The 14,718-nt window shown below is 46.1% G+C and carries 11 protein-coding genes; 1 reads left to right on the forward strand and 10 read right to left on the reverse strand.

Going from position 1 to position 14,718, the window contains the following annotated elements; genetic code table 11:
* Nucleotides 1-142 precede the first annotated feature (142 nt).
* Nucleotides 143-1,012, forward strand: a complete 870-nt coding sequence (locus V1U08_RS03290) for an aldo/keto reductase (RefSeq protein WP_330469911.1) — start codon at nt 143-145, stop codon at nt 1,010-1,012.
* A 407-nt stretch (nt 1,013-1,419) separates the two neighbouring features.
* Here V1U08_RS03290 and V1U08_RS03295 read toward each other — a convergent pair whose 3' ends face one another.
* The 10 genes from V1U08_RS03295 to V1U08_RS03340 all read right to left on the reverse strand — a co-directional run bounded on the left by V1U08_RS03295 (nt 1,420) and on the right by V1U08_RS03340 (nt 14,483).
* Nucleotides 1,420-1,662: a hypothetical protein gene (locus V1U08_RS03295; protein ID WP_014234587.1), complete on the reverse strand. Its 243-nt coding sequence runs from the start codon at nt 1,660-1,662 to the stop codon at nt 1,420-1,422.
* 124 nt (nt 1,663-1,786) lie between these two features.
* Nucleotides 1,787-3,394 carry a BCCT family transporter gene (locus tag V1U08_RS03300; protein ID WP_014234588.1) on the reverse strand — a complete coding sequence of 536 codons (1,608 nt, stop codon included), beginning with the start codon at nt 3,392-3,394 and terminating at the stop codon, nt 1,787-1,789.
* 244 nt (nt 3,395-3,638) lie between these two features.
* Nucleotides 3,639-4,433: an electron transfer flavoprotein subunit beta gene (gene etfB / locus V1U08_RS03305; protein ID WP_065303820.1), complete on the reverse strand. Its 795-nt coding sequence runs from the start codon at nt 4,431-4,433 to the stop codon at nt 3,639-3,641.
* Nucleotides 4,423-5,661 carry an electron transfer flavoprotein subunit alpha gene (gene etfA / locus V1U08_RS03310; RefSeq protein WP_330469912.1) on the reverse strand — a complete coding sequence of 413 codons (1,239 nt, stop codon included), beginning with the start codon at nt 5,659-5,661 and terminating at the stop codon, nt 4,423-4,425. The genes etfB and etfA overlap by 11 nt, the downstream gene beginning before the upstream one ends.
* A gap of 9 nt (nt 5,662-5,670) precedes the next feature.
* On the reverse strand, nt 5,671-7,626 hold the full coding sequence (locus V1U08_RS03315) for a (Fe-S)-binding protein (RefSeq protein WP_065301331.1): 1,956 nt from the start codon (nt 7,624-7,626) through the stop codon (nt 5,671-5,673).
* Between the two features lie 9 nt (nt 7,627-7,635).
* On the reverse strand, nt 7,636-9,699 hold the full coding sequence (dgcA, locus tag V1U08_RS03320) for a dimethylglycine demethylation protein DgcA (protein ID WP_014234592.1): 2,064 nt from the start codon (nt 9,697-9,699) through the stop codon (nt 7,636-7,638).
* Between the two features lie 82 nt (nt 9,700-9,781).
* A complete protein-coding gene (locus V1U08_RS03325) occupies nt 9,782-10,315 on the reverse strand; it encodes a DUF5943 domain-containing protein (RefSeq protein ID WP_065298350.1) in 534 nt (177 codons plus the stop codon).
* Between the two features lie 70 nt (nt 10,316-10,385).
* Complete coding sequence (locus tag V1U08_RS03330; protein ID WP_065298349.1) at nt 10,386-11,363, reverse strand: dipeptidase; 978 nt, start codon at nt 11,361-11,363, stop codon at nt 10,386-10,388.
* A gap of 175 nt (nt 11,364-11,538) precedes the next feature.
* The gene (locus V1U08_RS03335; RefSeq protein WP_065298348.1) at nt 11,539-12,672 is read right to left on the reverse strand and encodes a GlxA family transcriptional regulator; all 1,134 of its coding nucleotides are present in this window, start codon (nt 12,670-12,672) and stop codon (nt 11,539-11,541) included.
* A 701-nt stretch (nt 12,673-13,373) separates the two neighbouring features.
* On the reverse strand, nt 13,374-14,483 hold the full coding sequence (locus tag V1U08_RS03340) for an alpha/beta fold hydrolase (protein ID WP_330469913.1): 1,110 nt from the start codon (nt 14,481-14,483) through the stop codon (nt 13,374-13,376).
* Nucleotides 14,484-14,718: the final 235 nt, after the last annotated feature.

A 14,718-nucleotide genomic window follows, 5' to 3' on the forward strand; every position in this document is an offset into this window, starting at 1 on the left:
ACAATTCGATGTTGGCTATTGCGTGCCATAATTACCCCACCCCGTGATAAGGGAAATGCATGAGCTCCACTGATTTTAAAGGATTAAGCACCAATAGAGTTCATTGTCTTACGTCCAATCAGCGCAATGGAGATATTCTACAATGGAATATACAACATTAAGTAACAACCTAGAGATGCCAATGGCAGGCTTTGGTGTTTTTCAGGTTACCGATAAAGAAGAATGCAAACAGTCAGTACTCAGTGCTATCCGTGCTGGCTATCGCCTCATTGATACTGCCGCAGTCTACGGTAATGAAGATGCCGTCGGTGAAGCTGTCCGTGAAGCCATTGAAGAAGGCATTTGTACGCGCGAAGAACTATTTATCACGTCAAAGTTATGGGTTCAGGACATGGCAAATTACGATACCGCTAAAGCAGGTATCGAAGCGTCACTGGAAAAATCTGGTCTAGAGTATTTCGATTTGTATCTACTACACCAGGCAATGCGTGACTACTTTAGCGCTTGGCGTGCGATGGAAGATGCTTACGAAGAAGGCAAGCTCAAAGCGATTGGCGTGTCTAACTTCTACGCACATGTATTGGCGAATTTCTGTGAAACAGTGAAAATTAAGCCAATGGTAAACCAGATTGAGCTGCACCCATATCATGCTCAACCGGCCGCGCTAGAAACAATGAAGCATTACGGCGTTCAGCCTGAAGCATGGGCACCATTAGGTGGTGGTCGTCATAAACCTTTTGAAGACGAGATGCTAAAAGGCATTGCAGAAGCACATGGAAAAACAGTGGCTCAAGTTATTCTGCGCTGGAATTTACAGCGTGGCGTCACCGTTATTCCAAAGTCTGTAAAACAAGTACGTATTGAAGAAAACTTCGATATTTGGGATTTCACGCTTTCAGATGAAGAGATGGAGAAAATCAGCAGCCTTGATTTAGGTTACGTTGGCGATGCAGTTAAGCACTTCAACCCTGATTTTGTACGTGGCTGTCTCGGCGTGAAAATCCACGACTAAAAACACGGTTCCGGCGAGAAGAAAACAGAAACACCGTTGGTTAGTGTGTATCAGAAGATTCTCGTCGGTGCCGTACCCCAATAAAAAATCCCTCTGAACATAAGAGGGATTTTTTGTTTTTGGGATGATGCTGTGAGTTCTTTCGCTTGCAGCAACACTATATACGAAATAGTCGGCAAGGTTTTATTTACTGATTCAGATGGAAGTTTTGACGTTTCAGCTCATGCTTAAGATTAGCTTTACGTCGGTATAGGAGTAGGTATTACCCACTACGACTTATAGTAGATAATATCGACTCCCCTTCAGCGATTAATGTGAGCAAAACCGCTCAGCGCTATACTGCTTTGTTCAGAATACTGAACTTGTCCTCATGCTTTCAAGATTTGCACAAGAAGCGAAGATTTGTCTCATCGAGGTAGTTGTTGAGCGCCCCATCGAACGACATTTTCGATATCTGGTAACAAAATACCTTTTTCCTCAATACAGAATAACAGCTTCGAGAATCGGTCACGCTGAGAGCTGTCGACCGTTTGTAACCACTCATCAATACTGCTTTTTACACTATCCACATCTGCACTTGGGCATTCAATGCCAAGCTGGCTAAGATCAGTAATAAAGTCATCCATATCTACAAGATCTACGTGCATCATAACTACTTACTCCTACCAAATAAGAGGGGATTCCTTCCCCCCAACAAGCCTACAATAGACGATTAAAAAATAGGCTGTGATCTATTTTTATGTCACACAGCCAAAAATGTTAGTTGCGTAGCATTTATGCTTTACGGTAAAGGTGAATCTCAGTTTTTAACCCTTTGTACAAGCTCCAGCACATCAGTACCAAAACAAGTGTGAAAGGCAGACCAGTTGTTATCGCGCCAGCTTGCAATGCTGTCAGTGCTTCCGAACCACCACCAAGTAGCAGTGCTATCGCGATAAAACCTTCTACAATAGCCCAGAACACACGCTGACCTACTGGCACATCTTCTTTACCACCCGCAGTGATACTGTCGATTACAAGTGAACCCGAATCTGAAGACGTTACAAAGAAGACCAGTACAAGCAAGATACCAACAACGGATAACAACGTAGAAAATGGCAAATTCTCAAACATTTGGAACATCGCCAGAGACACATCGCTGATACCATTTGCTAGCTCACCGACACCTGTCGTAGCCTGTTCTATTGCCGTTCCGCCCATGACACTCAACCAAACCATAGTGACTAAGGTTGGGATAAGTAATACAGCCGTCACGAACTCACGAACCGTACGTCCTTTTGAAACTCGCGCAATAAACATACCTACGAATGGTGACCAAGATACCCACCACGCCCAGTAAAACACAGTCCAACCATGGAACCAGTCTGAATCTTCACGTCCGATCCAATTAGAAAGTGGCACAAAGTTATCAACATAGCCCAGCGTGATATCGCCAAATGTATGCAAAATAGATAGCGTCGGTCCAATTACAACCAGTAGCGCAACTAAACCTGCCGCGATTAGCATATTGATGTTACTCAATATCTTCACACCGCCATCCAGTCCTCGTGCCACTGAGATGACAGCAATGCCGGTAACCACAACCACAAATGCTATTTGAGTTGAAATACCGCTTGAGACACCAAACAGATGGCTAAGACCACCAGCGGCTTGTTGAGCGCCGAAGCCAAGAGAAGTTGCAAGACCAAAGATGGTTGCCAGAACGGCAAGAATATCGATGAAGTTACCAATTGGACCCCAGCAACGCTCACCTAAAATTGGGAAAAATGCAGAACGGATAGTAAGTGGCAAGCCTTTATTATGTGCAAAAAAAGCCAAAGCCAGGCCAACTACGGCATAGATCGCCCAAGGGTGTAAACCCCAGTGGTAAATCGTCGCACTTAGCGCCATTTGTTTTGCTTCTTCGGTATTGGCTGCCACGTTAAGTGGCGTTCCGTACCAGTCGGTGTAATACGCGACAGGTTCAGCAACGCTCCAGAACATCAGCCCTATCCCCATACCTGCAGCAAATAACATGCTAAACCAAGATACGGTAGAGAATTCCGGTGTGGCGTTTGCGCCTCCCAAACGAATTTTGCCCATTGGAGAAACAAGCAAAAATAAGCAAAACACTACAAACAAGTTACACCCGACCATGAAGAACCAGTCAAAATTGTTGATAGACCAGCTCCGAGCGGCAATAAGTGCGTCTTTTGCTCCTTCAGGAAAAATTAACGTCAAAATGATGAACAATAAAATTAAGCTAGCGCTGATACCAAACACGGGGTTATGGATATCCATGCCAAAGATTTTGACATTGTCTTGCCCAGCACAATAATCCGTTTCGTATTTAACGGTATGAACGGATTTATATCTTCTTCGACTACTCACTATGCTTTTCATGCGATCCCTCTTTAGTGATTAACATATATTGAACAGTATTCAGTAATTCCTTTCCCTGAATCGTTCTTCGTCGTAAGTCATACCTAGTTGGATAAGTAATTGTTCAAGTACTTATTAACGTTGGTATTAACCACGTAGGTACCGAACTTTTCTTCTAATTGTCGGTACCGTTAACGTGGATATATTCCTTAGATGAACCTAACTGGGTTCAATAAGTTGAATTCCTAACAAGTCAATTTTTTAGTTATTTATTTACCACTCCTTCTTCAAGCAGTAAGTCATAGACTACCTGAGCCATTTCACTAACAGGCTGGTCTTTAAGGACTTTACCGCCTGTCGATTCTGCTTTTGCTGTCGCCGCTTTAAAACGGTCAGCCGCACTTTTAGCTTTCACGACTTTCAAACGCTTCGCTTTTGGCTTCGCGATACTTGTTTCCCAAGTTAGTCGCTCTTTATCCAGTTGCTTGCCTTCCACTTCTTCCGTGACAATGTCACATCTTCGAGCTCGGCCAAATGCACTTTGTCGTGGTTCTTGCGCAGCAAAGTCCACACTAGCGATAAATGGCAGAGATACGTTTAGCGCTCGACGCTGTCCCCTTGGTAGCGCTTGTAATACTCGCGCTGTACCATTTTCGACGGATAGAATTTCCGCGACGCCCATAACAATCGGACAATCCAACTCTTGAGCAAGAAAGAAAGGTAGCGTGCCTGAAGATTCGCCATTTTCCGCACGCATTCCTGTCAGAACGATGTCGGGCATGTCATCTCGAAAGTACGAAGACAAAGTGTTAACCGCATCGTCCTGTTCGTCCTGAGCCAGAACGCGAATTTGAGAAAGTCCCATCCCGCTGTAGTACGACAGTGCTGGATCCTGTGGGTTGCCTGCGTGAAGCACCTCTAACTCACAACCTTCTAAGTTCATCGCCAGTTCAACAGCACGTGCATCGGTCGCTGAACGGCGCGCACGTCCTGTATCAGGGTGTGCACCAATGGAGACTAACGTACTGACACGCAGTGTATCGGTTTGATTATGCGGCATCCTTCAGCTCCTTTGATTGATGTTGTTGAATAAGAGAAATCAACTCTCTTAAAAACTCATTACTATCAGCAATCACACTCAGATCCGCGCGCTTGACCATGTCACAACCCGCATCTGTGTTTACGGCGATGACTTTTTCACAAGCACCAATACCTTGTAGGTGTTGAATTGCCCCTGAGATACCAACAGCCACATAGACTCGAGCGGTCACCCAGCTACCGGTAGCACCAACCTGACGGTCGCGAGGCATAAAGCCATCATCGACGGCTACGCGGCTCGCGCCTTCGGTTGCACCCAGAACATTCGCTGCTTCGTGAAATTTCTCCCAATCATGGATGCCGTTACCTGCAGACAGAATGAATTCAGCCTCGGTAAGTGGAATCGCCTGAGGATCGACCGCGACTGGACCAAGATCTTCGATGCGAGATTCAATGCTGAATGTGCCTTCAAATTCAACCGGCAGCACTTCGTGTCGGGTTTCATCAATTGGTAGCGCACATTCTTGAGCCAGCAGAAGCACTCGAGGTGTCACACGTTTGATGTCGTGACGAAGCCCTGCTGCTCGACATACCGCATGCTCACTATCGACTTGCCACGCTTGTGTTGCAGGACGTTCATTAATCGCCGCAGACAAGCGCGCACCAAGTTCAAATCCACCTTGAATGCTATCCGGGAATAGCCAGTGCTTAGGCGAATATTGGGCTTCGATACTCGCCAGAACCTCAGCTCGCTGTTCTGGGCTGTAGTGATCAAACACTTCATCCGGAATCGTTAGCAATCGGTCGACGCCTGCAAGATCAAACTGCTCTTCTTTGTGAGCGCCGAATACCACTGCCATCACAGCGCCCTCACCGTCAGACTGTTTAACCAGCTGATGGGCTTGGCCAAGAACGTCTTTATCATGGCTGCTCAAGCGACCACCTGGCATATCGGGCACAACCACAATGTAAAAGTCTGGAGACTCAACCTTGTGCAACGGCAGCTCGACACTTGCTTGGCTGCTTTGGCGAGCACCCATCATCGAGGTTGCAGCATTATTGTTCAGGCGATCGATGCGCTTAATGCCGTTCGGTCCAATAAAACCAACTCGATGTGGATAACGCCTGGTTAAGCCGCTTGGTCCAATCTCTTCAACTGGCTGTACCATCAAGCTATCATGCTGTGGGTGTAGCCTGTTTCGTCTAATCCACTCGACACGAGGGTCACGGCGTAAAATAAATTCTCCCATGATCTTCTCCTACACACCGACGGTTTCAGATTCTGGTGTCCATACGTCCACCTGATCATCGCTAATCTCAACCAGCATCTCAGCAACAAGTTCAGCAATGTCTTTCACTTCAGGTCTTGGCTCAACAACACCTTCAAGCATCGCAGTACATTGCTGACAACCTACTGCCACAAGATCGGCACCTGTTTCACGGATGTCGTCCATACGCATATCCGCAATACGACGTTCGCCAGGGATATCGGTAATCGGAGCCGCGCCACCGCCACCACAACAACGTGAGCGGAAACCAGAACGTTCCATTTCAGCAATTTCAACACCGAGGTGTTTTAGCACCGAACGAGGCGCTTCATATTCGCCGTTGTAACGACCTAAGTAACAAGGGTCATGGTAGGTAACTTTACCGACTGACAATGGTTTAAGACCGATTAACCCCTTTTCAACCAATTGGTTAATAAAGGTTGTATGGTGCCAAACCTGGTAGTTTGGTTTTTCATTCTCTGGGTAGAAGTCCGGGTATTCGTTCTTCAAACAGTGGAATGCGTGAGGGTCTGTTGTCACGATGCAGTCAAAGTCGTACTTCATCAGCGTTTGGATGTTACGTTTTGCTAAACGCTGATAAGTTACGTCGTCACCTAATCGGCGCGCAACGTCACCACAATCTAGTTCTTCATCGCCCAGGATAGCAACATCAATCTTGGCTGCTTTAAGAATCTGCACCATCGACTTGAGAATGCGTTGGCTACGCATATCAAACGCACCGTCAGACACCCAGAACAGAACGTCTGCACGTTTGACTTCAGACATCAGTTTAAGATCTTGGTCTGCTGCCCAGTTAGAACGTTTGTTCGGGTTATGACCATTCGGGTTATCAGTGAAGATGATGTTTTCCAGTACTTCCGCACCTTTGTTTGGTGTTTCACCTTTTTCAAGCGTTAAGAAACGGCGCATATCAACAATCGCATCCACGTGTTCGATCATCATCGGACACTCTTCTACACAAGCTCGGCAAGTTGTACATGACCACAGTGTTTCTGCGTTTAGAACACCGCCCACGATTGGTTTGTGCGGGTCGCCTTTTGCACAACCAGTTTCTTTGCCTGGATATGGGCTACCAGCGTACTTTTCATCCGTACCACCAGCAAGTCCCACAACCATGTCTTGAATTAGCTTTTTCGGGTTTAGTGGCTGCCCTGCCGCAAATGCCGGACATACCGCTTCACAACGACCACACTGAACACACGCATCAAAGCCCAATAACTGATTCCATTTAAAATCACTTGGGTTTTCAACGCCCAGCTTTTTAGCATCAAGATCTACTGGTTTTAAACCGGTTGAACGACCACCACCAAAACGCTCTGGACGACGGTGAAATGCCAAATGTAGCGCACCAGCAAACGCGTGCTTCATTGGTCCGCCCCAGCCCATACCAAGGAACATCTCACCGACGCCCCATACGATAGCAGCAAGGAGAACAACCGCAGCAACCACGTTAAACACATCGCCAACTAACTGAGTAGCTGGCAGTGTCACGATGAAGAAGCTCACCGAGAACATGATCAAGCTTTTCGGCAACCGCATCCAAGGGCCTTTAGACAGGCGCGATGGAGGGTTTAGTCGACGTTTTGCGACAAACAATGCGCCGCAAAACATTAAGCCAAGTGAGCCAAGCAGTACCCAAGATAAGATTTGCGGCTCCAGGTTAAACACGTGAACCGCGAAAATGAGCACAACGGACAGGACAAAACCACCTGCCGTTGCAACGTGAGTGTTAGACATCACTTTGTCGCGCGCTACCACGTGGTGCAGGTCCACGAGGTAACGACGAGGCATGGCTGCTAACCCTGCAAAAAAGGCAACACTTTCGGCTTGCCCTCTCCGCCACATCATAATGCGGCGGAGCATCCCTATAACAGCCAGGGCTCCGGCTGTTATAAGTAAGATAGGAAGTAGTGACTCTAGGAACATAAGCCCCCCTTACAGATCTTTACACAGACGTAGTGCGTCGTAGAGTGCAGCGTGAGTATTACGTTGTGAAACACAGTCACCCAAACGCCACAGGATCATGCCGTCGTTGTCTTGAGATAGGACTGGCTGCGCCTGTGATGCAAACAAGGTTTCAACGTCAATTTGGCCTTTGTTCACAGACTCTGCTTTCAACTCGTAGTACAGCGCTTCATTTGGACGAATACCGTTTTCTACGACTACTTGATCAACAACGCGCTCTTCTTTCGCACCCGTGTATTCGTTCTCTAGGAGAGCGATCAGGTTGTCACCTTCACGGTATACTTTCAGCAGAGCAAGATCCGAAGTCATGATGACTTCTTTCTCATACAGACTGCGGTAGTAAGTTGGGAAAGTCGTACCGCCGATACCAACACCTGGTTTGATATCATCAGTAACAAGTTCAACTTGTGAGCCTTTAGAAGTCAGGTAATCTGCCGCCGACATACCAGAGAATTCACAGATAGTGTCGTAAACCAGAACATTCTTTCCTGGTTCCACTGTGCCGTTGAGGATATCCCAAGAAGACACAACCAATCCTTCTTCTGCGCCCCAGTCAGGGTTCTGCTCGATGAATGGCGTACCACCAGTTGCAAGGATACAAACGTCAGGTTTAAGTTCACGAATCATGTCTGCGTTAGCAGCTGTCTCTAGAATAACTTCAACGCCAAGACGGTCTAATTCCATTGCCAACCAGCGTGTAATACCCGCCATCTGGTCACGTTGAGGGGCTTTCGCTGCGATGGTGATTTGTCCGCCAAGCTCACTCGCTTTTTCAACCAGAGTAACCTTATGACCACGTTCCGCTGCAACGCGAGCCGCTTCCATACCACCAGGGCCACCACCAATTACAACAACTTTACGGATAGGTCCGGTTGTTTTTTCAATGATATGAGGCATACCCATGTGCTCACGGGATGTCGCCGCGTTTTGGATACACAATACATCCAGACCCATGTACTGACGGTCGATACAGTAGTTTGCGCCAACACATTGACGAATTTGGTCGGTTTGACCCAGTTTGATTTTGGTGATTAAGTGTGGATCCGCAATGTGCGCACGAGTCATACCAACAAAATCAACGTAACCCGCTTCAAGGATACGCTTAGCCTGATTTGGATCTTTGATGTTTTGCGCGTGGATAACCGGTACAGAAACCACTTCTTTAATACCAGCCGCCAAGTGCAGGAATGGCTCTGGCGGGTAGCTCATGTTAGGAATAACGTTTGCTAGTGTGTTGTGCGTATCACAACCAGAACCAACAACGCCGAAGTAATCAACCATCTTAGTTGCATCGTAGTACGCCGCGATTTCTTTCATGTCGTCATGGTTCAAGCCATCAGGATGGAACTCATCACCCGTAATACGCATACCAACAACAAAGTCAGGACCAACCGCTTCACGTACCGCTTTCAGTACTTCCATACCAAAGCGCATGCGGTTTTCAAACGTTCCGCCCCACTGGTCAGTACGTTTGTTAACACGTGGAGACCAGAATTGGTCGATCATGTGCTGGTGAACAGCAGACAGTTCAACGCCGTCTAAGCCACCTTCTTTCGCACGAACGGCTGCTTTCGCGAAGTCGTCGATGATGCGCCAGATTTCTTCTTCTTCAATGGTCTTACATGTTGCGCGGTGCACTGGCTCACGTACGCCAGACGGAGACATTAGGTTTGGCCAATGCTCACCATCCCAACGAGAACGACGTCCCATGTGAGTAATCTGGATCATGATTTTGCCGCCATGCTTATGCACAGCATCGGCTAGATTCTGGAAATGAGGAATGATGCGATCGGTTGAAAGGTTAACTGAGCTCCACCAGCTTTGTGGGCTATCAATTGAAACCACACTTGAACCACCACAGATACACAGACCACAGCCACCTTTGGCTTTTTCTTCGTAGTATTTTACGTAGCGGTCGGTCGTCATACCACCGTCTGTGGCATAAACTTCTGCGTGCGCTGTACTAACAACGCGGTTACGGATGGTCGTTTTGTTAATTTTTAATGGTTGGAATAGAATATCGAACTGAGACATGATTTACCCCTGTACCAGCCTCGCTTGCGAACAAGCAAGGCTGTCTTCCTTGACTGACTTACAAATGGATTGATGTTGGTGTTTAGCCGATTGGTGTTACTTCGAAGACGCCGTAATCACACCCTTCCTCAGCACCACTTTGTGTTTGTACCGCTTTGGTTTTCACTGACAGACCCAGGCTCTCAGCGATTTGGTCGATTGCGCCAGCGAACCAGCCTGTAAACATGTAATCCACTTTGCGGTTAACTTTTCCGTACTGGTATACGAAACATGAATTTTCCAAACGAACTCGAGCTTCGCCTTTCGCAATATCAAGGTGCTCAGTGACAAAGAAACCCCAGCCGCGTTGAGATAGGCGCTTCATATAGTGTTCAAATACGGCATCGCCAGAAAGGCCGTGTTCTTCGGCTTCTTTCTCACACCAGTAGTAAGCGGACTTGTAGCCAGCTTTGTATAGAATGTCTGCGTAACGCTCCGCACCGATCTCTTCTTCAATACCCATATGGTTATTTACAAAAAAGTGACGCGGTACATACAACATTGGTAAGGCATCCGTTGTCCAAACCCCTGTTTCGTCATCGACCAAGATTGGCATTTCAGGTGCGTGTGTACTCATATCGTATTCTTCCTTTTATACAATTAACTAACTCGTTATTTATTTATATTTTTATGGTGAAACACTGTTGTTATTCGCCCCAGACTTCGCCTAGTACGCGAAGCCAGTTTTCGCCCATGATCTTGCGAACTTGAGTTTCAGAGAAACCGTGACGCAACAGTGCTTCTGTTAAATTAGGGAACTCACCTAAAGTACGAATGCCTTCAGGGTTAATGATTTCGCCAAAATTGGTTAGTCGGCGTGCATAGCCTTTATCATGCGTTAACCACTCAAAGAAAGGCTGACCGTGACCTTGTGTGAAATCAGTACCGATACCGATTTGGTCTTCACCAACCAGGTCAAAGATGTAAGCGATCGCTTCAACGTAGTCATCAATCGTTGAATGAATGCCGTTTTTAAGAAAAGGTGCGAACATCGTTACGCCAACAAAGCCACCATGGTCTGCAATAAATCTCAGTTCTTCATCTGACTTATTGCGCGGGTGATCTTTTAAACCACTAGGCAGACAGTGTGAGTAACAAACTGGTTTTTCAGAAGCGAGAATGACTTCTTTGGAAGTCTTTGCGCCCACATGCGATAGGTCACACATGATGCCCACTTTATTCATTTCCGCGACAATCTCGTGGCCGAAACCAGACAAGCCACCGTCGCGCTCATAACAACCAGTACCAACTAGGTTTTGTGTGTTGTAACACATCTGAACAACGCCAACGCCAAGGTCTTTAAACACCTGCACATAGCCAAGCTGATCTTCAAAAGCATGGGCATTTTGAAAGCCCATCATAACGCCGGTTTTACCCTGCTGCTTTGCTTTGCGGATGTCGTCGGTAGTGCGAACTTTAATAACCAAATCATTGTTTTCTTCAAGAAGGTTATTCATTTCTACGATATTGTTTACCGTATTCTGGAAGCCTTCCCAAACAGAAACTGTACAGTTTGCAGCAGTGATGCCGCCTTTGCGCATGTCTTCAAACAGTGCTCGGTCCCACTTCGCGATAACCAGGCCATCAATCACTATTGAATCATCATGCAAGTCCGTTGCGTTCATTTTTAAACCCTATTCTTCCCTTTCCTCGTTAGTCTCCAGAATAGGTATTACGGTCGATTAAAAGTGTTCTAAAAACGGCATTCTGAATCCCTTTTGCGTAACGCTAAGCGACAAAATGCAAACCAAAAAAAACCGCCATCCTGCTGGATGGCGGTCTTTTTTTAGAACAAACGGATTAGATGGAGATTGAGCCGTAGGTAGGCTCATGCTGCGCTTCAAATAGCGCTTTCGATGAGCGTAATGGAGCATCAAATTGCATCAAATCTACGATGGTATTCGACTCTAAAGCCGGAGGAGCGACACTTACATTAGCCACCGCTGCTGAATGTGTCCCCAACCTTTCCGCTTTCGGTGAAATACCAATGTGCACGCGGTAACACTTACTAAAGTGTGGTGAAGAAACAAAGCCACATGCAGTTGCGATCTCGATAATTGACATCGATGTTTGTCTTAGTAACTGTCTTGCGCGGTTCAGTCTTAGCTTGAGGTAGTATTTTGATGGTGAGCATTGCAAATATTTCTGGAACAGACGCTCTAATTGACGACGGGATAATCCGACATACACTGCCAATTCATCCAGTTCGATAGTCTCTTCTATATTCGCTTCCATTAAAATAATAGCTTCGACTAGTTTAGGCTGAGCCGTACCAATCGTATGCTTAAGCGGAATACGCTGTGTATCACTTTCACCGCGAATATTGTCGCAAATGAACATTTCTGAAATGCTTGAACCAAGTTCACGACCATAATCTTTCTGGATCATGGTAATCATCATGTCTAACGGCACAGAACCACCACTGCATGTCATTCGATCTCGGTCAATAACGAATAAGTGGTTGAGACAATTAACACGAGGATGACGCTCCTGCAGCGTAGCAAGACATTCCCAGTGAACGCTGCACTGATAGCCGTCCAGCAACCCCGCTTCCGCTAACACGTAAGCCCCCGTACATACCCCACCAAGGCCAACATGTTTACGGGCTAAAGACTGTAACCACGTTACTTGTTTACGCGTAAAACTGCGTGTGATATTTACTCCACCCACAACAATCAGTGTATCTAGTTGGGGAGCATCAGCCATCGAGCAGTCTGGCTGTATGGTGATACCGTCACTAGCTTCAACGTTCTCACCATCTTCTGATATCACATACCAATCATACAGTTCTTTCCCTGTCAGTTGGTTTGCCATGCGCATCGGTTCCACCGCTGATGAAAACGCGAGCATAGTAAAATTATCTAACAACAAAAAACCAATACGGTTTACTTCCTTGTTCGACGAGCCATCGAACTGATTTATTGAGACTGACATAGCGCACTCCAATGTAAAGGAGATTTATTATTAACCGGTAGCACTAGCTATTTTTTGTTTTGGCTTAGCGCACCGAATCGAGCACTTTTGTCTAAGCAACAACCATGCCTACATATACAAACACAGCGCATACTTTTGCAACATCAAGTTTAAAACTACAAGAGTCAATATATCTGCTTGAATAGCTTGCTTATTTTTTGGCAAGCCGGAAACAATTTTTATCTCCGTAGCATCCTAAAGATGCCTCTTACCAATCGACTGCAATCTCACGCACCAAAACGATGCAAAGTTAAACAAACATTCAACATAATTGACCCAATAAAAACCTTACAACTTAGAGGCTTAGAGCAATTATTCGGTTCCATTTAAAACAATGATATAGCTAGGAAAAACCGCAAATGTATTGGCATAACAAGGCGGTAAACTAATTGCTTTAAACGTTACACGCCCGTAACATTACAGTTAATAAAGTGGTAATTCAGTGAATCTGCACACAGAAATAGCCTTCTTGACGAAAAAATTCATTGCACTCCGGGATAAATAACTATGCAGGATGGAAACAAAGAAGCCAACATCTGTGGTCATACGATGCTGGCTTCTTTTAGGGGGTGTTTCACTGGTTTTCAGCCTCAATACTTTAAGGTCAGATATTTCTATTTTGACCTTTATACCTTGGCTTACTTAGTGGGCTGGCTTCTTTCTTAAGCTAAATGCTCCTTAAAGAAACCTTCCATTTTGTCGAATGGAATCACATCCATCTGATCATAAAGATCGGTATGGGTTGCATTAGGAATGATCATCAATTCTTTTGGCTCAGCAGCTGCTTCATACGCCGTTTCACTGAAATAGCGCGAGTGTGCCTTCTCACCGTGGATAAGCAGAACCGGACGTGGTGAGATTTCTGCAATGTACGTCAAGATCGGCATGTTCATAAACGACAGCGGCGTCGTGATGGTCCATGAAGCATTAGAGTTGATTGCTCTTGGGTGGAAACCGCGTTGCGGATCTTTATAGTAAGCCGCGTATTCAACCACAAATTGTGGCTCGCCGCCCTGCAGTTCAAGAGACACAGGACCATAAGCTGGCTCATCGTTTTCAGCGTCTTTCCAGCGCTGCTGACCCAATTGCTCTAGTCCTTGAGTACGTTGTTCAAGAGTAACACTGTCGTTGTAGCCTTTAGACATAACTCGAGTCATATCGTACATAGTGCTAGCCACAACCGCTTTAACGCGCTTGTCAATTGCAACTGCATTTAATGCCATGCCGCCCCAACCACAGATACCGATAACGCCGATTCGCTCGCGGTCAACATTTTCTAGCAAACCGATAAAGTCGACTGCAGCACTGAAATCTTCAGTATTGATATCTGGGGAAGCAACATTACGTGGCTCACCACCACTTTCACCAGTGTAAGATGGATCAAATGCTAGCGTAACAAATCCACGTTCTGCCATTGTTTGCGCATACAAACCAGATGACTGTTCTTTCACTGCACCAAATGGGCCACTCAGAACGATAGCAGCTAACTTGCCAGTGCTTTCTTTTGGCTGATACAGATCAGCGGCAAGCGTAATACCGTAACGGTTTTTGAACGTGACTTTTTTGTGCTCAACCTTGTCGCTTTTAGCGAAAGTTTTATCCCAGCTATTACCTAATTCTAATGTCGTGCTTGCCATGGCCTGGCCTCCTGAAAGCGCACCAACACCTAAAGCAACCGCGCTTGCTCCTGCCATTTTCAATGCATTTCGGCGACTAGCGTCTGGCAAGTCGTGGCTAGCGTTTGTGTTGTTGGTATCGTTGTGTTTGTTCATCTAGTTTCTCCTAGTAAGCCTGATAAGCTTGTCATCTCAGTTTCGGAATTTGCTCAAATTAGTCATCCCCAACTTGAGACAACATGACTAGCTTAAGAGCGTGCACCGTTTAGGAGAGTGTCTCTCCTAACGACGTTTCTGCTATTTATAATGCGACAAGTCACCAATTTACCGTTATCCGGATACTACGAATTCCTTGCACAATCTTCCAAGTTGAACCTTGAGATGTAGGAAA

Origin of the sequence: Vibrio sp. YYF0003 (genome assembly GCF_036350715.1) — a bacterium.
GTDB classification, from domain to species: domain Bacteria; phylum Pseudomonadota; class Gammaproteobacteria; order Enterobacterales; family Vibrionaceae; genus Vibrio; species Vibrio natriegens.